The organism is Halolactibacillus miurensis, from assembly GCF_900116255.1.
Classification (GTDB): Bacteria; Bacillota; Bacilli; order Bacillales; family Amphibacillaceae; genus Halolactibacillus; species Halolactibacillus miurensis.
The window spans coordinates 148,188-171,909 of the sequence record NZ_FPAI01000002.1; the positions used below are offsets into that span (position 1 = coordinate 148,188).

At 38.6% G+C, this 23,722-nt stretch carries 33 protein-coding genes; 24 read left to right on the forward strand and 9 right to left on the reverse strand.

The features are described from left to right. Positions 1–22: 22 nt before the first annotated feature. Genes BM390_RS02490 through comGA form a run of 7 tightly spaced genes read right to left on the reverse strand, consistent with a single transcriptional unit; the run spans position 23 to position 3,873 of the window. On the reverse strand, positions 23–409 hold the full coding sequence (locus BM390_RS02490) for a hypothetical protein (RefSeq protein WP_089852834.1): 387 nt from the start codon (positions 407–409) through the stop codon (positions 23–25). After that, positions 378–764, reverse strand: coding sequence for a competence type IV pilus minor pilin ComGF (locus BM390_RS02495; protein ID WP_062319160.1), 387 nt, complete (start codon positions 762–764; stop codon positions 378–380). Before BM390_RS02495 ends, BM390_RS02490 begins: the two co-directional genes overlap by 32 nt. Continuing rightward, entirely contained in the window at positions 757–1,101 is a 345-nt protein-coding gene (locus BM390_RS02500; protein WP_062319162.1) for a hypothetical protein, read from the reverse strand. The genes BM390_RS02495 and BM390_RS02500 overlap by 8 nt, the downstream gene beginning before the upstream one ends. Further along, positions 1,079–1,525 carry a competence type IV pilus minor pilin ComGD gene (gene comGD / locus BM390_RS02505; RefSeq protein WP_062319164.1) on the reverse strand — a complete coding sequence of 149 codons (447 nt, stop codon included), beginning with the start codon at positions 1,523–1,525 and terminating at the stop codon, positions 1,079–1,081. The genes BM390_RS02500 and comGD overlap by 23 nt, the downstream gene beginning before the upstream one ends. Continuing rightward, positions 1,518–1,853: a competence type IV pilus major pilin ComGC gene (comGC, locus tag BM390_RS02510; RefSeq protein ID WP_062319166.1), complete on the reverse strand. Its 336-nt coding sequence runs from the start codon at positions 1,851–1,853 to the stop codon at positions 1,518–1,520. The genes comGD and comGC overlap by 8 nt, the downstream gene beginning before the upstream one ends. Before the next feature lie 12 nt (positions 1,854–1,865). Then, positions 1,866–2,909 (reverse strand): type II secretion system F family protein, encoded by a 1,044-nt coding sequence (locus BM390_RS02515; protein ID WP_177220605.1) that lies wholly within the window; start codon positions 2,907–2,909, stop codon positions 1,866–1,868. Beyond that, positions 2,887–3,873 carry a competence type IV pilus ATPase ComGA gene (gene comGA / locus BM390_RS02520; RefSeq protein WP_062319172.1) on the reverse strand — a complete coding sequence of 329 codons (987 nt, stop codon included), beginning with the start codon at positions 3,871–3,873 and terminating at the stop codon, positions 2,887–2,889. The genes BM390_RS02515 and comGA overlap by 23 nt, the downstream gene beginning before the upstream one ends. Before the next feature lie 191 nt (positions 3,874–4,064). Here comGA and BM390_RS02525 point away from each other — a divergent pair, with 191 nt between their 5' ends. After that, positions 4,065–4,583 carry a shikimate kinase gene (locus BM390_RS02525; protein ID WP_082394355.1) on the forward strand — a complete coding sequence of 173 codons (519 nt, stop codon included), beginning with the start codon at positions 4,065–4,067 and terminating at the stop codon, positions 4,581–4,583. Positions 4,584–4,599: 16 nt separating this feature from the next. Here BM390_RS02525 and BM390_RS02530 read toward each other — a convergent pair whose 3' ends face one another. Beyond that, positions 4,600–5,007, reverse strand: a complete 408-nt coding sequence (locus BM390_RS02530) for a rhodanese-like domain-containing protein (protein WP_062319174.1) — start codon at positions 5,005–5,007, stop codon at positions 4,600–4,602. Positions 5,008–5,255: 248 nt separating this feature from the next. Between BM390_RS02530 and mntR the strand changes: the two genes are divergently transcribed. Further along, positions 5,256–5,684: a transcriptional regulator MntR gene (mntR, locus tag BM390_RS02535; RefSeq protein WP_062319176.1), complete on the forward strand. Its 429-nt coding sequence runs from the start codon at positions 5,256–5,258 to the stop codon at positions 5,682–5,684. A gap of 70 nt (positions 5,685–5,754) precedes the next feature. Here mntR and BM390_RS02540 read toward each other — a convergent pair whose 3' ends face one another. Then, the gene (locus BM390_RS02540; protein ID WP_062319178.1) at positions 5,755–6,141 is read right to left on the reverse strand and encodes an SA1362 family protein; all 387 of its coding nucleotides are present in this window, start codon (positions 6,139–6,141) and stop codon (positions 5,755–5,757) included. 183 nt (positions 6,142–6,324) lie between these two features. Here BM390_RS02540 and BM390_RS02545 point away from each other — a divergent pair, with 183 nt between their 5' ends. The 22 genes from BM390_RS02545 (at position 6,325) to recN (ending at position 23,668) form a co-directional block, all read left to right on the forward strand. Continuing rightward, positions 6,325–7,386 (forward strand): M24 family metallopeptidase, encoded by a 1,062-nt coding sequence (locus tag BM390_RS02545; RefSeq protein WP_062319180.1) that lies wholly within the window; start codon positions 6,325–6,327, stop codon positions 7,384–7,386. A gap of 33 nt (positions 7,387–7,419) precedes the next feature. Then, positions 7,420–7,977 carry an elongation factor P gene (gene efp / locus BM390_RS02550; RefSeq protein ID WP_062319182.1) on the forward strand — a complete coding sequence of 186 codons (558 nt, stop codon included), beginning with the start codon at positions 7,420–7,422 and terminating at the stop codon, positions 7,975–7,977. Positions 7,978–8,120: 143 nt separating this feature from the next. After that, complete coding sequence (locus BM390_RS02555) at positions 8,121–9,011, forward strand: AAA ATPase domain-containing protein (RefSeq protein WP_062319184.1); 891 nt, start codon at positions 8,121–8,123, stop codon at positions 9,009–9,011. Between the two features lie 20 nt (positions 9,012–9,031). Then, positions 9,032–9,511: a stage III sporulation protein AB gene (locus BM390_RS02560; protein ID WP_177220606.1), complete on the forward strand. Its 480-nt coding sequence runs from the start codon at positions 9,032–9,034 to the stop codon at positions 9,509–9,511. Positions 9,512–9,562: 51 nt separating this feature from the next. Then, positions 9,563–9,760, forward strand: a complete 198-nt coding sequence (spoIIIAC, locus tag BM390_RS02565; RefSeq protein ID WP_062319188.1) for a stage III sporulation protein AC — start codon at positions 9,563–9,565, stop codon at positions 9,758–9,760. Between the two features lie 2 nt (positions 9,761–9,762). After that, positions 9,763–10,152: a SpoIIIAC/SpoIIIAD family protein gene (locus BM390_RS02570; protein WP_062319190.1), complete on the forward strand. Its 390-nt coding sequence runs from the start codon at positions 9,763–9,765 to the stop codon at positions 10,150–10,152. Positions 10,153–10,163: 11 nt separating this feature from the next. Then, entirely contained in the window at positions 10,164–11,309 is a 1,146-nt protein-coding gene (locus BM390_RS02575; protein WP_062319192.1) for a stage III sporulation protein AE, read from the forward strand. Positions 11,310–11,334: 25 nt separating this feature from the next. Further along, complete coding sequence (locus BM390_RS02580; protein ID WP_062319194.1) at positions 11,335–11,814, forward strand: hypothetical protein; 480 nt, start codon at positions 11,335–11,337, stop codon at positions 11,812–11,814. A gap of 8 nt (positions 11,815–11,822) precedes the next feature. Next, the gene (locus tag BM390_RS02585; RefSeq protein WP_143103131.1) at positions 11,823–12,407 is read left to right on the forward strand and encodes a SpoIIIAG-related protein; all 585 of its coding nucleotides are present in this window, start codon (positions 11,823–11,825) and stop codon (positions 12,405–12,407) included. Positions 12,408–12,410: 3 nt separating this feature from the next. Continuing rightward, complete coding sequence (locus BM390_RS02590) at positions 12,411–12,971, forward strand: SpoIIIAH-like family protein (protein ID WP_062319198.1); 561 nt, start codon at positions 12,411–12,413, stop codon at positions 12,969–12,971. 125 nt (positions 12,972–13,096) lie between these two features. Further along, positions 13,097–13,579, forward strand: a complete 483-nt coding sequence (gene accB / locus BM390_RS02595) for an acetyl-CoA carboxylase biotin carboxyl carrier protein (RefSeq protein ID WP_062319200.1) — start codon at positions 13,097–13,099, stop codon at positions 13,577–13,579. A gap of 13 nt (positions 13,580–13,592) precedes the next feature. Further along, positions 13,593–14,945 carry an acetyl-CoA carboxylase biotin carboxylase subunit gene (gene accC / locus BM390_RS02600; RefSeq protein ID WP_062319202.1) on the forward strand — a complete coding sequence of 451 codons (1,353 nt, stop codon included), beginning with the start codon at positions 13,593–13,595 and terminating at the stop codon, positions 14,943–14,945. Between the two features lie 51 nt (positions 14,946–14,996). Continuing rightward, on the forward strand, positions 14,997–15,386 hold the full coding sequence (locus BM390_RS02605; RefSeq protein ID WP_062319204.1) for an Asp23/Gls24 family envelope stress response protein: 390 nt from the start codon (positions 14,997–14,999) through the stop codon (positions 15,384–15,386). A 160-nt stretch (positions 15,387–15,546) separates the two neighbouring features. After that, positions 15,547–15,927, forward strand: a complete 381-nt coding sequence (gene nusB / locus BM390_RS02610) for a transcription antitermination factor NusB (protein WP_062319206.1) — start codon at positions 15,547–15,549, stop codon at positions 15,925–15,927. 17 nt (positions 15,928–15,944) lie between these two features. Next, on the forward strand, positions 15,945–16,802 hold the full coding sequence (folD, locus tag BM390_RS02615) for a bifunctional methylenetetrahydrofolate dehydrogenase/methenyltetrahydrofolate cyclohydrolase FolD (protein ID WP_062319208.1): 858 nt from the start codon (positions 15,945–15,947) through the stop codon (positions 16,800–16,802). A 9-nt stretch (positions 16,803–16,811) separates the two neighbouring features. Then, entirely contained in the window at positions 16,812–18,164 is a 1,353-nt protein-coding gene (gene xseA, locus BM390_RS02620) for an exodeoxyribonuclease VII large subunit (protein WP_062319210.1), read from the forward strand. Between the two features lie 39 nt (positions 18,165–18,203). Next, a complete protein-coding gene (gene xseB / locus BM390_RS02625) occupies positions 18,204–18,434 on the forward strand; it encodes an exodeoxyribonuclease VII small subunit (protein ID WP_062319212.1) in 231 nt (76 codons plus the stop codon). Then, complete coding sequence (locus tag BM390_RS02630; RefSeq protein ID WP_089852836.1) at positions 18,431–19,315, forward strand: polyprenyl synthetase family protein; 885 nt, start codon at positions 18,431–18,433, stop codon at positions 19,313–19,315. Before xseB ends, BM390_RS02630 begins: the two co-directional genes overlap by 4 nt. Positions 19,316–20,009: 694 nt before the next feature. Further along, positions 20,010–20,591 (forward strand): hypothetical protein, encoded by a 582-nt coding sequence (locus tag BM390_RS02635; protein ID WP_089852837.1) that lies wholly within the window; start codon positions 20,010–20,012, stop codon positions 20,589–20,591. Positions 20,592–20,622: 31 nt separating this feature from the next. Further along, on the forward strand, positions 20,623–21,444 hold the full coding sequence (locus tag BM390_RS02640; protein ID WP_062319215.1) for a TlyA family RNA methyltransferase: 822 nt from the start codon (positions 20,623–20,625) through the stop codon (positions 21,442–21,444). A gap of 19 nt (positions 21,445–21,463) precedes the next feature. Then, positions 21,464–21,913 carry a transcriptional regulator AhrC/ArgR gene (gene ahrC, locus BM390_RS02645; protein ID WP_089852838.1) on the forward strand — a complete coding sequence of 150 codons (450 nt, stop codon included), beginning with the start codon at positions 21,464–21,466 and terminating at the stop codon, positions 21,911–21,913. A 24-nt stretch (positions 21,914–21,937) separates the two neighbouring features. After that, the gene (recN, locus tag BM390_RS02650; RefSeq protein ID WP_089852839.1) at positions 21,938–23,668 is read left to right on the forward strand and encodes a DNA repair protein RecN; all 1,731 of its coding nucleotides are present in this window, start codon (positions 21,938–21,940) and stop codon (positions 23,666–23,668) included. The last annotated feature ends 54 nt before the right edge of the window (positions 23,669–23,722 follow it).

Sequence of the window (23,722 nt, forward strand, 5' to 3'; positions counted from 1 at the left end):
TCATGTATACGGGATGACATGATCAATCAGTTAACCAGATCATTGCCTCTGGTAGCGCATAATAGTAACGCATACTGAACGTATCTGTCGTTTGGCTGTCAATGTATAGTAGAGCTTGATTATTGATTTTAGATAAAGAATAACGCGTTGTTCCTGTAGGAAAGGTGAACTGGCCAAATTTGGCGGGGGGTACCTCTGTTTGATTGACTTGATTTAAAACAAGTTGATAGGTCATTTGATGAAGACTGTGATGGTTTAACTGGACACGTTCAAGTTCAGTGAATTGTTTTTCAGTTAAATAAACGGTTGTTAACGACGTTAATGATAATAACAACCCAATCACTACAAACAAAGCTAGAATAGTCACTGAACCTTGATCATCTCGAAGTGAAGGGCACGATAGTGTCATAGAATAATGCCTCCTCAGTGGTTTTAATGATAATATCTATCTCCTCATCTTCAGTTACAGTAAAATCTTTGACGTCTCGCAACAGTATTTCGTGTCCTTGTCCATTCACTTGCCGCCTAATGAAGTTTTGATAATGTGTAATAGATACGAGGTCACCATTAAGTGTCGTCAAGTATAAGGTATTATTTATAATATAAGTGTCGCTACTCGTTTGTATTTCTTTTTCAAGCGTGCCCATGAATTGATATACTTGAAACGTTTGATAGCTAGAGGGAGGTTTCATGTAAGGAATAATCATCATAAGTAACATCATAAAAAGCATCGTTAGTTGAATGGTTAATAATAATTCAATCATCGTAAACCCTTTGTTGTTTCGGTACATAATAGATAGTCATCACTTCCTTTTTATTACTTCGGTTTAAGTAGTGACCAGTAACTTTTACATAGTTGTCAATAGATTCGCGTTCGATCACGATCACATAGGAAGCCAGTGTAACAACCTCATCATATTCTTCAACTAATATATAGTCATAAAACTGATGATAGAGCGACAGGCGTTCTCTTTCTATTGATTGTTGATAGGCAATTTTCTGTTGAAGTGGCAGGTGGATAAAGATGATCATCGTCAACAGAGTTAAGACAAACAAAGCTTCTAACAACAGAAAACCTTTAGTGTTCTTTAGAAGTGACATAACATCTTCCTTTACCGAAAGGAAATACAATCGTATAAACATAATAATTGGTTTCTACCCTTATTGTTCCAGGCTCAAGAAATTGACCGTTTTTATTGAAGGCTAACTTATTTTTGGTTGATGCGAAAATGATACGCCAATCATCATCATAGGTTTTAGTAAATAGCGGCGGTTGCTTTGAATCAATGATGAGTGAATACCGATGATTAGATGAATCAAATTGAAGGTAAGGGCGATTATCCGAAAGACTGCTTCGTTTTTGGAGATACAAGAGATCCACCTCAAATTGTGTGTACCAACGGTTGAATGCCTGTTTGTCTTGTGATTTTTCGATAGGTTTAAAACCAAAAGAGAGTAAAAGTTGTATTACACTAAGGACAATAAGGACCTCAATAAGTGTAAAGCCACCTTGCGTTTTATTCACTTACAAGAGCCACTTTTTTATTCGAAGTATCAGTAAAGTCAATAGGCTTCGACGCACTGCCAATCAATTCGGCATCAATATAGTCATGTGAAACTAAATCATCTAAAGTTGACGGAAACTGTCCTTCATCTAAATAAAAGGCTTGAATTTGTGTGTTCACAAATCCGACTATAGCGTCATCAGACTTTCGGGTAATACTCTCTTGATGGTCAGCTAGTTTTGGTGTAATTAGGATGAGTAGTACAGCAATGATACTCATAACGATCAACATTTCAATGAGGGTGAATCCGTTGTTGTTTCTTAAATGTTTGTTTAAGTTTTTCAGCATGTTATTTTCCTCCTAAAGAGTATTCATCATCTCAACCATTGGCATCAGTAGCGACAAGTAAATGAGTACGATACTTAAGGCAATAATGGTAAAAATAATGGGTTGAATCAAATGGATGGATTTTTCAATAGTGTTAGTGACATCTTCTATCGTCTCCGTCATATAAATATCTAGTGATGAACGGATCAAAGTTTGAGCTTCATAGTTTTGAAAGATATAGCTAAGTCTTTCGCTAAAGAATGGTTGAATGGCTAGACATTGATATAAGGTTTCGCCGTCATTTAGGTTGGCTAATAATTCGATCATCGTTTGATTAAGAATGGAAGACCGCTCTTGATTATGAATCAGCGTGAACGCTTCCTTCATTGAATACTGGGCATCGAGTAAATTCTTTAAATGATGGGCAAAGAAAAAACTCGTGTGGAGGCGAGTAAGACGAAAAGCAATAGGCAGGCGTAATAGTATGGTCATTAACTGATCGGGGGTGACTTTTTTGTAGATGAGGAAAGTCAAGATTATGAAAAGAATGAGCAAGACGATAACAATCTGAACGATGTGAAATAGTAAAGAGACACTAAAGATGGCCGTTTCAATCAGATCAGGCGTTTGGTGTGCGGTTTGAAATAACTGAAGAAAATTTGGATAAATATACATTTGAATAAAGTACAGCATGATAAGGAAGCCGAAAATAAGCACAAGTGGGTATCGAATGGTTTTAAGAAAGTGTTGTTTCAGTCTGTGTTGTTTGTCAATAAAAGTGATGGCCTGTATGATCCCGTCAGAAAGGTGGCCTCGCAACAGTCCGTAATGTACATGTGTAATAAACTGTGGGTGAAACTGAATCTGTCTCAAAATATGATCAAGTGTGTCCCCATTACTGAGTCTTGCTAAGATGGTTTCTGCGACATGATGGAAAGTTTTATTGAATTTCAACACGTGTAAGGCTTCTTTCATCGAGTAATTGGCTTCAAGTAATGTGGCCAAGCGCTTCATAAAAGATAATTGTTGCATTAAGGATAATGAGAGAATAGATTTACGTCTCTGAAATAAAGCCATAAGCATATGCCTTCCTTTTTAAGTCGGTAAAAGTTGGTTCTCTAAATGTATCGAGTGTGAAGTCATGGCAATAGGTTGTGAGATTATCGCCAGTTAAAAATTCAATGATAGCTGCACGATCATGGACGGGATGATGAAGGTTTAACAGTTGAGTGGCGCAAATCGCCAATAAGTTTTGTGTTAAATCAATCGGTTTAATACCCATCTCTATTAATCTGTGAATCGTTCCTTTGGCATCTTTGGCATGCAGGGTAGAAAAAACTAGATGACCAGTGTAAGCAGCATGAAATACGAAATCGGCTGTTTTCGCATCCCTAATCTCTCCGACCATTAAAATGTCAGGGTCATGTCGCAGTGCGGCTTTTAATCCTGTATGATAGGTCATGCCACTTTTTTCATTAATTTGGACTTGAACAAAATGATTTAAATCTTTTTCAATCGGGTCTTCTAATGTGATGGTTTGGAACGATTGTTCTTTAAGAAGTGTGTCAATCAGGCTATACAGTAACGTCGTTTTTCCTGAGCCAGTCGGTCCAGTAAGTAAAATGATACCGGATGTTTTTTTAATTAGGGAAGTTAATTTATTGACTTGGTTATTAAATAGTAGCAGTTGCTTTAGTGGTTTTATTTCATTATGAGGAAGGAGACGAATCGCAAGAGATTCTTCTCGTTTAGCGGGTAATGTTGATAAACGTAAATCGATTTTCACTGTATTGACAAGCATAGTAACAACGCCATCTTGGGGCAACCTTTTTTCGCCAATATCCATTTGAGCTTGAAACTTTAAATAATTCAACAGCTGTAAGTAATGGTCCTTTGATATTGATTTGTACAAGTGTCTCTCGCCATGGACGCGTAAATAGACGGCAGTGTCATGTTCTCTAGGTACAAAGTGGATATCTGACACGTTTTCTTTCACAGCGAACATAATCAATGCATTTAAAAATCGATCGGAACTATACATCTTTTCACCTCCAGTGACTTTAGATAATGTTGATTGTAATGGAAATGATGTAAAACAACAAGTCAGTGACTAACAGGTTAATTCAAAAAAAGGGTTGTAATTGATGATAAATTTCAGTGAGGTAGAATTTTTTTCGTAAAACTTGTATAATAATTCAGACAACTTATTGTTTTTGAAAGGTGTGAAAATACATGACAGCCATCTATTTAGTAGGATTTATGGGAAGTGGCAAATCAACAGTCGGTCAATATTTAGCTGAGCTGACAGATTTACCTTTGATTGATTTAGACCAAGTGATTGAACAAGAGGCGGATATGTCGATTAAAACGATGTTTAAGGAATATGGTGAGACTTATTTTAGACAATTAGAGCATGATTGCTTAATGCGAACACTAGGACAAGAGGGTATTATATCTACAGGTGGCGGTATTATTGAACGTGCGGATAACCGTGAATGGCTAAAAAAACAACAGGTCATCTTTTTAAAAGCGTCGTGGTCAGACATTGTTGAACGCTTAAAACATGACAACGATCGCCCACTTTGGCAACAAGGTTTAGCGGATAAAGAAAAGTTATTTTACCGTAGACAACCGCTTTATGAGGAAGTAAGTCAACGTATCATTGATACGCATGGCAGCTCACCAGAACGTGTCGCTAAAATAATTGTAGAAAAAACTACTAATAAAACAAGCAGCTCATCATTTAAATGATGAGCTGCTTGTTTTATTATTTTGATGATTTTTTAATTTTGCCTTTCCAGTCTTTATAGCCACCTTTTAAATCATATAACTGTGTGTAGCCATTTTTATAAAGTAACCATGCCGCTCGTTGTGAGCGTGAGCCTGATTGACAGTAAAGATAGATAGGCATGTCTTTACGTAATTCTTTCATGCGTTGTTTTAACTGAGTAACAGGGACGTTTCTTGCGCCCCAAATATGACCGCCATCAAACTCTTTTTGTTCACGCACATCAATTAATTGTGCTTTTCTGTAACCTTCTCTAAACGCTTCCTCAGATAATGTCGTAAGAATTTTTTTGGTTTTGAAATAGCGATACAACGTGTAAGCAATATAAGCTACAGCAAGGGTGAGAAGTACTATCCAGTCCCAAGCAATCGCAAGTGTTAAGTTCATAATTAAAATCCCCTTTTTTTCAGTCTGCGTCTATTATACGCCTTTTTAGATAAAAAGTGAACCGTTTTCTTTTGCATGGAAAGAGAACAAGCGTGTGACGCTTCTGTTTGGAAATATTTCATTTGATGTGGATTTAGACGCTTTCTCATGATTGTTTTACAAACAATGCTTTACTTATGCTAAAATAAAGTGGTAAGCTTAAAAGTACTGTCAACGTTATAGCATTGTTGAGAAAGTGAGGGATGATAATGCCAACACCAAGTATGGAAGACTATATTGAACAAATATATTTATTAATTGAATCTAAAGGCTATGCGCGAGTATCTGACATCGCGGAAGCTTTATCTGTTCATCCTTCCTCTGTGACTAAAATGGTAAAAAAGCTAGATAAAGATGGGTATTTAAACTATGAGAAATATCGTGGCTTGATTCTAACAGCAAAAGGAAAGAAGGTAGGTAAACGCTTAGTCTACCGTCATGAACTGTTGGAACAGTTTTTAGGCATCATTGGTGTCGATAAAGAGAATATCTATGATGATGTTGAGGGGATTGAACATCATCTTAGCTGGAACTCTATCGACCGTATCGGAGATCTCGTACAATATTTTGAAGGGGATAAAAAAAGAGAAGAAGCCCTGAAAGAACTAAGAGACAAACAATCAGATGAAGTAAATTAAAAAACGATCTAAATAATTGGAAGGAAGACAAGCCAATTATTTGGATCGTTTTTGTTATAGCATCAATCGGTTATAAAGTCATTTTTTTATGCGTATCTTTTTTACCGTCAATGACTCGTAAATGAGACGCACGCTTATGTTTGCTCGTTTTTGATTTGGTTGTTACACGCTGTTTTTGTTTCCTTTGTTGCTTTTGAGCTCGCTGATAATGTGTTGGTTGATTGTGTGGATACTTCTTTTTTGATTGTTTGACGGCTTTGCGATATTTTTTTATATCATTCGGTTGGCGATGTCTGAGTACAAAAAAGTATACCAAACCATAAATAACCGCAATCATTAGAATAGAGCTCAGAATATTTCTAATGAGGCTCGTCATATCAAACAATAACGTCGTAACTAAACCTAGGGCGGCAAAAGCAAAAAGAATATACGTCCAAATCGGTAATCGTCGCCTCATGTCATTCACTCCTTCTTTGAAGTTCTTATAGTTTCATTTTCCCAATAAGTTAGTTTTTTAATCCTATAAATGTTATATTCCTAAAATATTTTGATTTACTGAACAGAAATGGGCGATGCTATAAAAAAATAATCGGTTATGGTACACTATATAAGGAAATCAACAGAAAGGGAAGTGACAAACATGCAAAAAATGACTAAACTACGCAATGAATTAAAAGAACAGAATTTAGATGGATTGATTATCACAAATCCATATAACCGTCGGTACATAAGTGGGTTTACAGGAACGGCAGGCATTGTGTTAATTACGCAAGACGAACAGATTTTTTTAACGGACTTTAGATATATGGAACAAGCAGCAAAACAAGCTGTTGGATACACAATTATTGAACACAAACAATCGATTATTAAAAAGTTAGCGGAAGTAATCGATGAACTAGACTTATCAACCGTAGGATTTGAAGAAGATGATTTGACTTATCAAACATACAAAGCCTATGCCAAGGAAATTAATGCGGAACTCACTGCGACATCAGGAATTATCGCTAACATTCGTATGATTAAGACAGAGGCTGAGTTACAAGTGATGGAAGAAGCAGCAGCCATTTCAGATAAAGCATATGACCATATCTTATCTTTTGTTAAACCAGGGATGACAGAAATTGAGGTGTCAAATGAATTAGAATTCTTCATGCGTCAACAAGGGGCGACCTCATCTAGTTTTGATATTATTGTCGCCTCAGGTGTTCGTTCAGCGTTACCACACGGGGTAGCCACGGATAAAAAAATAGCTTCAGGTGAATTGGTGACGTTAGATTTTGGCGCCCTTTATAAAGGATATTGTTCTGACATGACGCGTACTTTTGCCGTTGGAGAGATCAGTGATGAATTAAGAAAGATTTACGATACGGTACTGGAAGCGCATATGCGCGGCATTCAAGGGACTAAAGCAGGTATGACGGGTAAAGAGGCAGATGCGCTCACGCGAGATTATATTAAAGCAGAAGGATACGGTGATTACTTCGGTCACGGTACCGGTCATGGTTTAGGTATGGAAGTACATGAAGGTCCCCGGTTATCGCCAATGGGTGAGGTTATGCTTAAAGAAAATATGGTTGTGACAGTTGAACCAGGCATTTACGTCCCTGATGTAGGGGGGGGCCGCATTGAAGATGATATCGTTATTACGAAAGACGGCAATAGAAGCTTGAATAAAGCACCAAAACAGCTTATTATAGTATAGTTAGAAGTAATCGATACGCTTAGGAGGATTTTAATGATATCAGTAAATGATTTTAAAACAGGTTTAACCATTGAGGTAGACAATGACATTTGGCAAGTAATTGAATTCCAACATGTCAAACCAGGTAAAGGGGCGGCATTTGTACGCTCTAAATTGCGTAGTCTACGCAGTGGGAATATTCAAGAAAAAACGTTCCGTGCGGGTGAAAAAGTCGAAAAAGCCCACATTGATAACCGTAAAATGCAATATTTATATGCCTCAGGTGAAATGCATACATTTATGGATATGGAATCGTATGAACAATTAGAACTTAATCAAAAACAAATAGAATATGAACTTAAATTCTTAAAAGAAAATATGGAAGTCAACGTGATTTCTTACGGTGGTGAGATTTTAGGTGTCACGCTCCCAAACAGCGTTGAGCTTGAGGTGGCAGAAACAGAACCAGGAATTAAAGGCGACACCGCAAGCGGTGGCTCAAAACCAGCGGTAATGGAAACAGGTTTAACGGTACAAGTGCCTTTCTTTGTTAATCAAGGCGATCGTTTGATAGTGAATACATCAGACGGTAAGTATGTTTCACGCGCGTAAGTAATAAAGCATGAAGCTAAACAGTCATTGAATGTCTTTAGACAGACGATGGCTGTTTTTTTGTATGTCCTTTACCTTCGTCCACTCATATTGTAAACAACATCGACATACATATAATTAACGTGCTTGTAAGGAGGTAAAACATGGTGCCAATCGAGGTTTTATCGTTATTCACACACGAGGTAAAGACAATGCTGATGGATGGTGAAAAAACTAGAGGACCGATTGAAGAAATACGTGTGCGTGTATTCGAACCAGTGGAATGTATTGATCGCCTAGGATTTTATCCACTCGATTACGTGATGAACGAAGAGCGTTTTCGGATAATTCTCGATCAGTTATTTCAATCTTCTCGATACCGTTTTACTCGTGAGTTGCGAGAGGGCTTTATTACTTTATCAGGTGGGCATAGAGTAGGCCTCTGTGGTGAAGTCGTTATGAATGGTGATGGGATTGATCATATTGAGACAATCACCTCGTTAAATATTCGTATTCAACACAATAAACACGTCCCGTTTCGCTTATCGCATCGGCAACTTTTTCAAGAGAATCGCTACGTTAATACCTTGATTATAGGTCCACCTAATAGCGGAAAAACGAGTCTGTTGCGTTTTCTTATTCAGTCGATAAATGATGATCATCTTCCTTACTCAAAAAAGATTGGCGTGATTGATGAACGAAAAGAAATCCTTCCTGCGATGTCCTATCGACCATCGACTACTCTACGTGTTGACGCATTCAGTGGCTGCCCTAAACATTTAGCGTTACCACTTATTATTCGAGCCATGTCTCCTGAGTTAATCGTTATCGATGAAATTGCGACCCACCAAGATGTCGAAGCTTTATTAGATGGTATGAAAGCAGGGGTTTCACTTATCTGTACAGTTCACGGCACTAGTTATGACGATGTTTGTTCACGCTTATTTTTTCACCAAATAATCAAGCATCACTTATTTGATTATTGTGTGACGCTAGATCCTGCGCGTAGAGGTATAGTGAGTATAAAATCCATAGTGAAGCGAGCGATCATCTAATGCCTAGCTGGCTCTTAATTATGGTGTTTTTTTGTATCAGTGCTCTCGGTTTTGTCAAAGCTGAGAAACTCAAACGTCGTCAAACGTCTTTAAAAGCTTGTCACTTATTTTTTCAATCATTAAGGCGTGAAATAGATTATCACCACTATTATATTGACCAGCATATCAGTCAATATGTTAAAGGAAAATCCGGTCTGTTTTATGCCTTTTTAATCGAAGTGAGTCAGGGGAGCGGTTCATTTCAATCGCGCTTTAAAGTGGCGTTAGACATGTATCATGCCCGTTTAGCGTTATCAAAAACAGATGTCTTTATGCTGGAAGAGTTCGGTGATATCGTCGGTTCTACGAGTATGACAGAACAATTGCGCCATCTTGATTTTTTAGTTCAGTATGTCGAGATTGAGCTTGAAGCATTGAAAGGAAGAATCGATCAAGATGTTCATCTGTATATCATTTCTTCAATGTTGATGGGAGGGCTTATTATAATTTTATTATTGTAAGGCATGTTTTTCGCTTAACTGCGTATGTTGAGATAGGAGGGGAGGCCAGTAATGGGAGACACAACGATTATTTTTCAAATAGCGGGGATTGGTATTATAGTTGCGATGATTCATACTATTTTGAAACAACTCGGGAAAGAAGAGTATGCACAATTTATTACCTTAGTAGGGTTTATCATTGTTCTCATGATGGTCATCAATCAATTGTTACAACTTTTTAATCGCATTCAACAAGTGTTTCTATTTTAGAGATGATGGATTGGCTTCGTCTGATATTATTTATTATCATCATCCACATGTTTCGTACTTTGTTAAAAGAACAAGCCCCGTTGTTTAGTTTTTTATTAGGCATCATGGCTGTGATTTTTATTTATCTCTACATCATTGACCCACTCGCCGAACTGTTCGGGCTATTTGAAACGTTCATCTCTATGACAAGTATACAGTCACATTATGTCGGGATTATTTTTAAAATGATTGGGGTGAGTTACCTTATTGATTTTTTTCATTTGTTGTTAAAAGATGCTGGGGCAGAAGCTTTAGGCATGCTTGTCGATACCATCGGTAAAATCATGCTACTCATTATGGCTATTCCTGTAATCGAAGATATGTTTACCTTTATTTTAACGCTGCTAGACTAAGGGTGAAAATAATGCTCGCTACAAACTATCGCGTCTTTGTGACTGGTTTGATATGTGGGTTGATAGCTTTGGTTGGGCTATTTCCCTCTTCGGTCATCGCAACAGAAAATCAAACCAATCCAACGTCTTATGATACATTAATTAACGAATTGGATGATGATCTGGCACTAAAAAATGACGCGTCATTTCATTTGCATGCGTATTTAACCGGAACGTCCACCTTTTCACTAAAAGACTATGTTATGTCGTTAGTGCCACTGTTTTTTAGTGAAGTTAAAAATACGGTGACTATTCTTTATCGTATCATGATTTACCTTATTCTAAGTATGTTCGTCAGTGATTTTTTTTATAGTCATCTATCTACGATGGCTCAGTCCGTCATATCTTTTACCCTCAAATTATTGTTGATTAAAGAATGTTTAACGATCTTTCATCTGATTGAAAATGTGTTATCAACAACCGTTGAAACGATGTATGGATTTATTATCGTACTATTATCTTCCGTTAGTGGGTTATCGCTGATTCTCCAACCTTTATCCATGATGCAATCATTAAAGCCACTTCAATTATTATTATTACCACTATCGTTTCAAATATTTAAGCAAATCATTATGCCATTGATCCACTTTCAATGTCTCATGGCATTACTCGGTGAATTATTTGAACTCTTGCCACTCCAGCCATTAGCCAAAAAGATGGGAGATTGGCTCCATTTTGGTCTGTCTTTATTACTCAAAATTTATTTTTCATTTTTAATGCTCAGCAGTAGCTTTCGTTTTTTTCAAACCCGTCTATCACTGATGCAAGAAAAACATTTATTTAGCCAATTATATACGTTAACCGGTCATTGGTTTCAAGAAACGGCAGAAATGAGCTTTTTAACGCTCGGTGTTCTTCGCGATGCACTGGGGGTTTATGGCGTGATTGCGCTCGCACTCGTCGTGATGACCCCTCTCATCAAGATGACCGCTGTCTATATCGTTTTAACGGTGTTTGAAGCAATGATACAAACGTTAAGTCAATCAACGTTGGTCGCACATGTGACTGTGTTAAATCGTACGATTCTTATATCGATACGCGCCCTAGTTGTGTTCGGTTTTTTATTTATTGGAAATATTCTTGTTGTGATTATCTTTGCGCAATTTTTCCAACAATAATGAGGTATTTAAGAGAGGTTGAGATGTGTTTGGACAACTATTAAGAGACATTTTACTTATCGCTTTTGTTTTATCCTTGTTTCGCTTACTCGTTGCTGATAAGAAAAATAAACAACTCATTGAACGGGTGATCTATCTTATCTTTTTATTATCCGTTGTGTATATGATAAGTGATGGTTCTGTTTGGCAACGGGATCGTTTTATTTACGAAGAGATGGAGGTGAACGAGTGGGAAAATAAATATCTCGAACTAGGCGAAAGTATCTTAGTGGCTGATACGGAACAAACCGTCAGTCAAGCGATCCATGACATGTGTGCACAAATGGAAGGTGTTGATTTTGTTACAGTGGCCGTGCATAACCCAAAGAATCTCGAGGCACTTGACCTAGATATTGTTTTAAAGGTAGAAACAGGAAATGAACAAGCAGTCATGACGATGATAGAACGAGGTTTAATCGACGGTTTTGCTATAGACAAAGAGGCGCTAAACTTTATATTTAAGTAGGTGGTTAGATGCATCAATCAGCGCTGAAAAAATTCATCCAACGACTATTCTCACAATCGCCCGATGACCGGATGAAAATGATTGTTTGTTGTTTATGTGTGTTGTTCGGGCTAATTTTTCTATATCGGGGAGATAGGATGGATGAGGGAGAGGAAAGTGAAACGGGACAAATGGAAGGGGTGTCTCATCAACCTTTTTCTGAGTTAGAAACTTATTATGAGGAAAAAGTAAAGCTAGCGTTAGAATCAACAGATGGCCTTACCGTCAGTCACGTATTGATAAATTTTAAATCGACAGCTGAGACCGCCTATTTGACAGATGAACAGATAGATTATAATGAGCAAAGTCAAGCTTCTGGGGAAACAATAGATGAACAGGTATCACACAAAACATCAGCCACCATTGTTATGGAAGAGACTGATCGTGACCGAACACCTGTCGCGTATCAGACGAATAAACCGGCTGTTCAAGGTGTGTTAATTGTTGTTGATGGCGTCGCTGGGATCCAGGTAAAAAAACAGTGTGTGGAACTTGTATCAAAATATTTAGCGATAAGTCCCCACCGGGTAGCGGTTCAATTTAAGGGAGGATAAAAAATGAAAAAACAAACAGTATGGTTATTGACGCTTTTTAGCTTAATGGTTGTTTTAAGTGTATACTATTTAAATCAATCAGGTGACGCCTCTTTCTTAACTTTAAGTCCTCATCAAAGCGAGGTACCAACGACTCAGACGCCAGATGCTAGTACAGGAGAAGTAGACCAAGAGTCAAGTGGTGAGTTAACGCCGAGCGCGATGGAAGACGATTTATTCTCCTTTGTTCGACTCGAGATGAGTGCGAAACGTGGTGAGCGATTAGAACAACTAGAAACCGTCATTGCGGGAGAAAATGTGTCATCTGAAGAAAAATGGCAAGCTTTTGAAGAGATTGACCGGATTAATCAATTAGAAACAGGAGAAATCATTTTAGAAGAAACTTTAAAGAGTCGCTATAGTTTCGAAGATGTGCTCGTGCGTACATTAGACGAAGCGGTCGTTGTTTCAATTAAATCAGCGTCACTGACAAAGGCGGACGCAAATAACGTGATGCGAGACCTATATGATGAATTAGGGCCTGTCCGGGTGGAAGTGAAGCATTATCCCGTCGAGTCCTCATGAAAATTTCAATCGTTTCTTGAACTTTTTATGAACATCGACTAAAATATTAAGAGTAAGGATTAGTACCTGTTATTAAAAATGAGTGTTCATTTACTAACACATTTAAATTGAGGAGTGTCATAACCATGTTTACTATAGCAGAATTAAAGGAATTGATTGAAGCTCTAGACCAATCAACATTAACAGAATTAGCATTGGAGCAAGATAATCAGAAATTAAAACTTAAGAAAGAGATTCACACGTCAGTGGCTGATCAATCAGTTTCACACCAGCCGTTAGTCACAACGGTGAGAGAAGAAGCTAAAGCCATGCCCGCTGAAAAACCATCAGCTGAACAAGCACCAGCTGAAGCAGAGACGAAAACTTATGATTATACGATTAAATCACCAATGGTCGGAACGTTTTACTTAACGTCATCGCCTGATAGTGACCCTTTTGTTGCTGTGGGTGATACCGTGAAAGATCATACCACTGTCTGTATCATTGAAGCGATGAAACTATTTAATGAAATCGAAGCAGAGGTTGACGGTGAACTGGTTGAAATTCTGGCGAAAAATGGAGAGCTTGTTGAATACAATCAACCTCTATTTGGTATTAAGACAAAATAGGGGGTGATGACACATGATTAAAAAATTATTAATAGCTAACCGCGGAGAGATTGCGGTAAGAATTATTCGAGCATGTAAAGAAATGGGGATTGAGACGGTCGCTGTTTTTTCAGAAGCCGACCGTGAATCACTCCATGTCCAATTAGCGGATGAAGCCTATTGTATTGGCCCAGCCAGTAGTTCTGAGAGTTATTTAAACTTCACCGCCATTATGAGTGTCGCTAATTTAACTGAAGTGGATGCGATTCATCCCGGTTATGGTTTTTTAGCTGAAAACGCTGATTTCGCTGAGATTTGCGAGAAATGTAACATTACCTTTGTTGGACCAAGTGTCTATGCTATTCAACAAATGGGGACAAAAGATGTGGCGCGTGAAACGATGAAACTGGCAGGTGTGCCGGTAGTGCCAGGCTCTGAAGGTATTATTCGATCAGAAGAAGAAGCGGTGACAGTAGCGGAATCTATCGGTTTTCCTGTCATTATTAAAGCAACAGCGGGTGGTGGTGGAAAAGGGATACGAATCGTAAGAGAACCTGAGGCCCTTTTAAAAGCTATTCGCGTGACCGAACAAGAGGCCGAGAAAGCATTTGGAAATCCTGGCGTCTATATTGAAAAATTTATTGAAGATTTTTCGCATGTCGAGATACAAGTACTAGCCGATAACTTTGGTAATGTGATACACTTAGGGGAGAGAGATTGTTCTATTCAACGTCGTATGCAAAAACTAATCGAAGAGACACCTTCTCCTGCCATTAACGAAACGATTCGAGAACAAATGGGACAAGCAGCCGTTAACGCAGCTAAAGCCGTCGATTACACTGGAGCCGGCACGGTAGAGTTTATTTTTGATAAAGCGAAACAAAACTTTTATTTTATGGAGATGAATACCCGTATCCAAGTGGAGCACCCGGTGACTGAAATGGTGACAGATGTTGATCTCATAAAAGAACAAATTCGTGTCGCGAGTGGTGAACAGTTATCACTGAGTCAAGAAGATGTGGTGTTTAACGGCTGGGCGATTGAATGTCGGATTAATGCAGAAGACCCGAACCGATCCTTTATGCCGACGCCGGGACAAATTCAGTCATACTTAGCACCTGGTGGATTTGGCGTGAGAGTGGATTCATTTGTTTATCCGGGCTATAAAATCCCACCGTACTATGATTCAATGGTAGCAAAATTAATTGTTCATGGTAAAACACGGACTGAAGCGATTGATCGAATGAAGCGTGCACTTGATGAATACTTTATCGAAGGTATAAAAACAACCCTACCTTTCCATCAACGTATGATGACGCACCCCGTGTTTCTTTCAGGAGACTTTAACACGAAATTTTTAGAGAACTATCCAATTATGGAAGAGTAGCAACGACTGAGCTAAAGAACAACTCGATAAACATTAAAGGGGTCGATCCAAATGAGTGAACAAACATTAAGAGTAAGCGAAGATCTAAAATTAGGTAAAGTTGAAATCGCGCCTGATGTCATCGAAGTCATCGCTGGTATTGCTACAAGTGAAATTAAAGGTGTTTATTCAACACGTGGAAACTTTGCTGTGGGTGTTGCTGAGAAATTCGGTCTTAAATCACATAGTAAAGGAATAAAGGTAGAACTCACTGAAGAAGGCGTCATGATTGATGTCTTTGTTGTATTTGATTTCGGTGTGACGATACCTGTCGTCGCTCAAAAAGTACAAGCGAATATTCGTGAGACGCTTAAAAATATGACAGCGTTAGAGATTCAAGAAATCAACGTCCATGTTGTCGGTGTTCAGATGGATAAAGAAGACGAACAGTCAAAAGAATAGTAAAAAAGAGCATGTAGCTTTTGCATGCTCTTTTTTTTAAGTATGTGTGGTTGTGAATAATTACGGTTTTATTATGAATTCTCTTTATCAACATAGCTAAACTGTGATAAGATAAACACTTAGTAGAGTAGAATTTGTATTGGAACGAGGAGAATAATAAATGAAACGACGATTAGCAAGAGAAAAGGCATTCCAAGTGTTGTTTTCAATAGACAACGAAGACTTTGATGTTGAAGAAGCAATTATGTTAAGTATGGAAGACGAAGAAGTAGATGATTTTTTATCAACACTGATTCATGGTGTTGTTGAAAATAAAGAGACCATTGACAATAAAATTGATGAGAATTTAGAAAAGTGGTCGTTTAAACGTTTAGCAGCGGTTGAAAAAACGTTGTTGAGACTGGCGACTTATGAAATTGATTCAGCGCTTCAAACACCGATTGGTGTGGCCATTAACGAAGCGGTTGAACTTGCTAAAATCTATGGGGATGAGAAATCGGGCAAGTTTGTCAATGGTGTGCTTTCTAAACTATATAAATAGATAAAGGGGATGACGGTTTGGCAGCAGAAGTTATTTATGGAGATCAATTAGCGCTCTCTTTACGCGAAGAGATGAAAGAAGAAGTGACACTGTTAAAGGAACAGGGGATTATTCCTAAACTCGTTGTTGTATTAATTGGTGACGATCCAGCATCAAAGTCTTACGTATCGGGTAAACAAAAAGCCGCGGATTTTATCGGTATTGACTCAGAGCTTATTACTTTAGACGACACAACAAGTGAACAAGCGTTACTCGAATTAATTGAACAACTAAATAATGATTCACGTGTGAATGGGATTTTGGTTCAACTACCATTGCCTGATCAAATCAACGAACAGGCCATTATTGAAGCGATTGATCCTGAAAAGGATGTCGATGGTTTTCACCCGATTAGTATCGGACGGATGTTAACGCAACAAGAGACATTTTTACCGTGTACACCTTATGGCATTTTAACGATGTTACAATCGAAAAATATCGAGATTGCCGGTAAGCATGCGGTGATTATTGGCCGAAGTAATATTGTTGGTAAACCAGTGGGACAATTATTGCTCAATGAACATGCGACGGTGTCTTATTGTCATTCGCGCACCAAAAATTTAAAAGAAATCACCCAGCAAGGTGATATTTTAATTGTAGCGGTCGGTCGTGAAGAAATGATTGATGCGTCTTATATTAAACCAGAAGCCGTTGTTATTGATGTCGGTGTCAATCGTACGAAAGAAGGTAAGTTAACAGGTGATGTTGATTTTGAATCAGCAAAAACTGTTGCTTCATATATTACACCCGTACCAAAAGGTGTTGGACCGATGACGATTACGATGCTCATGAAAAATACTATTAAGGCAGCTAAAAACCACAATACAAAGAAGTAAGGTGTTTATATGACGAACAAAATATTAACGGTGACAGCACTCACCCGTTATATTAAACATAAATTCGAAACCGATCAGCACTTAAAATCTTTTTGGTTAAAAGGTGAAATCTCTAATTTTAAACACCATAATCGTGGTCATATGTACTTAACGATCAAAGACCAAGGCGCACAAATTCAAGCCGTCATGTTCCAAGGCTATAACAGACAACTAACGTTCACACCTGAAAATGGTATGGACGTTATTGTGCGAGGAGAAGTAAGTGTCTATGAAGTCCAAGGAAAATATCAACTGTATATCCAAGAGATGCAACCGGATGGTGTTGGGGCATTACACTTGGCTTTTGAACAACTAAAGGAAAAATTAGAGCGTGAAGGATTATTTGATCCAGCGCATAAAAAAATGATTCCACCGTATCCTGAGCACATCGCGGTGTTAACCGCAAGAACGGGCGCCGCTGTAAGAGACATTCTATCGACTTTAAAGGCACGTTATCCGATTGCTAAGGTTACGGTATATCAAACACTTGTCCAAGGAGCGAATGCGAAAGAAGATATCGTGAAACGCCTGAAGGAAGTGAATGATCATCATCAGGCCGATGTCATTATTTTAGGTCGTGGTGGTGGCTCTATTGAAGATTTATGGCCATTTAATGAAGAAGATGTCGCACGAGCCGTGTTTTCGTCAGAGATTCCGGTAATTTCAGGTGTTGGGCACGAAACCGATTTTACGATGACCGATTTTGTCAGTGATTACCGCGCACCAACACCAACAGGCGCAGCGGTAAAAGCGGTGCCGGAGCTTACGCAGATAAAGCAGAACGTGAATGACGCATATTCACGTCTTCAAAGACAAATAGATGAGCAGTTGTTGTCGAAAAAAGAGCAGGTAGCGCGTTTAAAAGCAAGTTATGCTTTTAAGTATCCGAAAAAATTGATCTTTGAAAAAGACCAACAGTTAGATCAACTATTAGAGCGGCTCTCTCGTGCAACGAAACATGTACTCGCAGCGAATCAAACAACACATGACCACCTTGCACACCGGTTAGGAAAAATATCACTTCGTGATAAAGTAACACGCCATCACCAAGACGTCACGCGGTTAAATCAAGCACTTGATAAATCAATTCTCCATCACGTAGAAAAAAACAAACACCGTTTCTTTCGAGTAATGGAAGCGCTGGAATTAATTAGTCCGTTAAAAACGATGCAGCGAGGCTATAGTTTAATTTACAAAGGAAATGCTTCATTGGTTAAATCGTCTCAAGACGTGCAAGTTGGTGAAACAGTAAACATAAAACTGGCAGAAGGTAAGATTGAGGCAGTGGTTCAAAAAATAGATAACCAATCGGATAATAATTGAAGTAAATGTTGATGAAAATGAGTTGAAAGAGGTTAAAACATGACACAAGAACGTAAATTTGATGAAGTGTTAAAAGAATTAGAAACGATTGTGACAAAACTTGAAGCAGCAGATGTGCCACTTGAAGAAGCCCTTGATTACTATCAAAAAGGGATTGCGTTATCGAAGTGGTGTGATGAACGATTAAAATCAGTTGAGGAACAAGTCGTTGAATTAATCGATGAAAATGATCAATCACAACCGTTCCCGTCTGATGGAGAAAACACATGACGATCACGCCTAATCACAAAGTAAGGGAATATAAGGACATAATCGATCAGCAATTATCAACATTATTTGATGATGTCACGATGAACACACGTATCAAAGCAGCCATGAGTTATTCACTGACCGTTGGTGGTAAGCGAGTACGTCCGGTGTTAATGATGTTAACAGCAGACGCCTTTGGTGCAGATGTTGAAAAAGTACGACCAGTTGCGTTAGCATTAGAATGTGTGCATACGTATTCATTGATTCATGACGACCTTCCCGCAATGGATAATGACGATTATCGTCGCGGAAAATTAACCAACCATAAACAATTTGATGAAGCCACCGCAATTTTAGCAGGAGATGCTTTACTAACGTATAGTTTTCAGCTGATAAGTGACGCTACACAGCTGTCAGCCGAAGAAAAAGTTTATGCATTAAAACGGTTAAGTGAAGTCAGTGGACCATTAGGTATGGTCGGTGGTCAGATGTATGATCTAAGTTATGAACAAACAGATATTTCACTGGACCAGTTAGAAGAAGTGCATGATTTAAAAACGGGACAGTTGCTCATCTATGCGTTAGAAATGGGGGCGTTTTTAAGTCATCAACCGATGGAAGTCATAGAAGCGATGAAAAAAGCAGCGACAGCAATCGGACTCACTTTTCAAATTCAAGATGACATTTTAGATATTATTGGTGATGAAACAGCACTCGGCAAAAAAGTAGGCAGTGACGTTTTAAACGATAAAAGTACGTATCCAAAGTTACTAGGCTTAGACGGGGCGATTAAAGAAAAACAAAAGTTTGTAGACGAAACAAAAAAACAACTCGATTTTGCCGGTGTATTACAAACGCCATTGGCTCAGTTTATTATTTCGCTTAGTGAACGCACCGTATAAAATAATAAACGTCAAACAATGGTCAAACATTATTTTTTTTGATATACTTAAGATAATGGGAATGGTGCAGTATTCTAGTCGATTCTCCGTTTCTGAAGGCAGGGCTAAAAATCTGCCAAAGGGCACATCGATGAAGTTTCTTGTGTCGGCTTGAGGCGCCCAGCCTTGGGTCGGTGCTGGAAGTTAAGGTTGTAGGGCGATCCACAATGGCATGTGGGCGTTGACCCTACTTCCGCGGAGGCCCATCTCTGTCGTGCCTTTTTAGCTAAAAAGCATGGCGGAATGGGGTATGAACCTGTTAAGTGGATCAATTGGGATGCCAACTGACAGCGTAGCCTGCCTTGAGTGATTACCGAGGGGATTACAGCAAATCGTTAACTATTATTTAGGTGGCCACTAAATAAGGTTGGCCGTCTGTATGAAATTGGTGTTGCAAAAGAGGCTAGGAAACGGTTAAGAGTTGTTGAGGAAAACTCCTAGACTGTTCATAAGACATTTATTAGGGATTATAGTGCGCGCTAAGTGGCAATCCAGTCTAGCAAGCGGTGACGTTGTTAAGGTGCAATTAAAGGGGAACCGCCAAGATGGCAACATCTGGTTTGTACTTGGGAAAACCTACTGGACCTAAGCCGCAGTTTTTACTTAATAAATGACCATTCCATTACATAATTTTTATGAGTGAGGTAGGATTTACATGGCGAAGTCATCATCGCAACTTAAAAAATCGTTAAAATTTAGTATAAGTATTGCCGTTATCACCTTTGTGTTAGCGGCAATTTTTTCAGTTATTTCATCATCTGTTTTAGGTGGTGTAGGGTGGGTTATTGGCATTTTCATTGTCTTTTCGATTGTGTTACTTGGGGTGTTATTTGATACACTCGGGGTTGCGTCGACAGCTGCGATTGAAACGCCCTTTCATGCGATGGCCGCAGAAAAGGTGTATGGAGCAAAAGAAGCGGTATTAATCGTGAGGAATGCGGACCGTTTTGCAAGTTTTTGTAATGACGTTGTCGGTGATATTTCCGGTGTCATTAGTGGAACGGCATCAGCGATTGTTGTGTTACAATTAGCTCGGCTCTTTGGGTATGGTGAAGGTAGTCTGATCCAAATCACGATCAATGTTTTTATGACCAGTGTCGTTGCTGCTTTAACGGTCGGAGGAAAAGCCATTGGTAAATCAGTTGCCATTACCTTTGCGACGAACATTATTTTAGTGGCAGGGAAAGTATTGGCCTTTATGGACCATCGCTTTAAGATAAAATTAATTAAGAAATAAGTGTGAGAGATCATAGAAAAGGAACGATGTTATGAAAGCTAAGAAAGTACGTTTAGATGTGTTACTCGTAGAAAGAGGACTATGTGAAACGAGAGAAAAGGCTAAACGAACGGTAATGGCTGGCTTGGTTTACTCGGAGACAGAACGTTTAGACAAACCGGGAGTCAAAGTAAGTGAAGATATTCCACTTGCTGTAAAAGGTCAAGTGATGCCATATGTTGGACGTGGAGGATTAAAGTTAGAGAAAGCGTTAACTTACTTTGATATTGATTTAACGAATCGGATCATGCTTGATATCGGGTCATCGACGGGTGGTTTTACCGATTGTGCCTTAATGAATGGGGCAAAATTAAGTTATGCTTTAGATGTCGGCTATAATCAACTCGCGTGGAAGTTACGAAATGATCCTCGTGTTGTTGTCATGGAACGAACGAATTTCCGTCATGCGACACCGGATTTATTCAAAGAAGGCTTACCAGATTTTGCGACAATTGATGTGTCATTTATTTCGTTAAAATTGATTATCCCGCCGCTTAAAGATATTTTATTAATGCAAGGTGAAGCTGTCGTCTTAATAAAACCGCAATTTGAAGCAGGTAAACATCAAGTGGGTAAAAAAGGCATTGTTAGAGACGCTTCGGTTCATCAGGATGTGTTAGAAAGAACGCTTCTTTTTATGATGGCTGAAGGTTTTACTGTTTGCGACCTTACTTTCTCACCTATTACAGGTGGCGATGGTAATATTGAATTTTTAGCGCATATTAAAAGGACAGCAACAAATGAAACAACCCTTGAGGTACATGAGTTGATTGAACAGACAGTAAAAGCTGCTCATCAATCCCTTACACATTAGTGAGAAAGGTCGGAGAGCCATGAATAAAGGACAACGTCATATTAAAATTAGAGAATACATTACAAATCATGAGATTGAAACACAAGATGAACTGGTTGATGCTTTGCGAGAAGAAGGTTATCCGGTAACCCAAGCAACGATTTCGCGTGACATTAAAGAATTGCACTTAGTTAAAGTGCCAACATCAGAAGGACATTATAAATATAGCTTACCAGCGGATCAACGCTTTAATCCTTTAGAAAAGTTAAAACGCCTTATGCGTGATGCATTTGTAAGGATAGATAAAGCGACGCATTTTCTCGTAATAAAAACATTGCCAGGTAATGCGAATGCGCTTGGTGCGCTAATAGATAACCTCGATTGGCCGGAAGTACTAGGGTCGATTTGTGGCGATGATACGATTCTCGTTATTTGCCGGGATGTTGACGTGACGGATGAAATAGAACAACGTTTTTTAGCGATGTTGTAAACATGGAGTTGGGAGTGATTCAGATTGCTGAGGGAATTATCGATTAAAGATTTTGCGATTATTGATCAATTACAGATCCCATTTAAAGAAGGATTAACGGTCTTAACAGGAGAAACCGGTGCAGGTAAATCCATTATTATTGATGCGATTCAATTATTAGCCGGTGGCAGAGGCTCGGTTGAATTTGTCAGACATGGCGCAAAAAAAGCTTCGTTAGAAGGGTTATTTACGATTGACAATCTAAAGCACCCCGTCTATAAAATTGCTGAAAGCTATGGCGTTGAAATTGATGAAGAGATGATCATTCTTCACCGAACGATTTCACATTCAGGTAAAAGTATTTGTCGCGTGAATGGATCACTTGTCACACTAGCGATTTTAAAAGAATTTGGCCGGGTTTTAATTGATATTCATACGCAACACGAAACTCAATCGTTGATGAATCAAGAGCTGCATATTGACTTACTAGATTTGTTTGACCAAGAAGGTATTGGTCAAGCGTTATTGGAATATCAAGATATGTACCGTCAGTGGAAGATAATAAAAGATCGCTTAATGCACTTACAGACGAATGAACAACAGATCATTCAGCGGTTAGATTTATTAACCTTCCAATTAAATGAACTGCAACAAGCTGAACTTGTGCCTGATGAAGACGTTGAGTTAAATGAAGAGCGAGAAAAACTGAGTCATGCTGAAAAAATATATGCGGGTGTGACAGAAGCTTATAAAGCGCTGTCAACTGAGCAACGAGCGAATGATTGGCTGGCGATGGCGCAGACATCACTATTAGATGCAAGTGAATTTGATACTGGCTTAGCAGAGGTTAAAAACACCTACATGGAAGCTTTTTATATGATTGAAGATGTGACCTACCAATTACGTGATTACTTAGATCAATTTGAATTCAATCCTGAGCGGTTAAATTTTATTGAGGCACGTTTAAATGAGTTGCACCGTCTCATGCGCAAATACGGGACAAGCGTGAATGACATGTTAGAGTATCAAGCGAAAATTAGCGATGAGATTGATCAACTAGAAGACCGTGACGGTTCGCTTACCCGACTGAAAAAAGAAGTCGAAGATAAAGTGCGTGATGCGGCACTTGAAGCAGAACATTTACATGATTTACGTATAAAAGCAAAAGAAGCATTAGAAATAGCGATCAGACAAGAATTAGCTGACCTTTATCTTGAAAAAGCCGATTTTCAAGTAGAAATCACGAAAAAACAAGACTTAAGTCAATTAAGAGAGGACTACATTGATCAAGTAAAAATAGCGCCAAATGGCAATGATCATGTTCAGTTTTTACTGTCAACAAATCCTGGTGAACCGATAAAACCGTTAAATAAAGTCGCCTCTGGTGGCGAATTATCTCGAATTATGTTAGCATTAAAGAAAATTTTCGCAAAACATCAAGGTATGACTAGTGTGATTTTTGATGAAGTGGATACAGGTGTAAGCGGACGTGTCGCTCAGGCCATTGCCGAAAAAATCGGCTCGATTGCTGACGGTTCACAAGTGCTCTGTATTACGCACTTACCTCAAGTCGCCGCAATGGCAGATACACACATATTAATTGAAAAACAACAAACAGATCATCACACGTATACAACAGTAACTGAATTAGCTCTCGAGCAACGAACCGATGAATTGGCTCGGATGATGACAGGGAAAGAAATTACTGATACGTCACGCGCGCATGCGCTATCACTTATCGATTATGCCACTGATTATAAGAAACAACGCGACTAAGCCTTATCACTCTAGTGGTAAGGTTTTTTTTTTTTAATGAAGGATGATGCACGA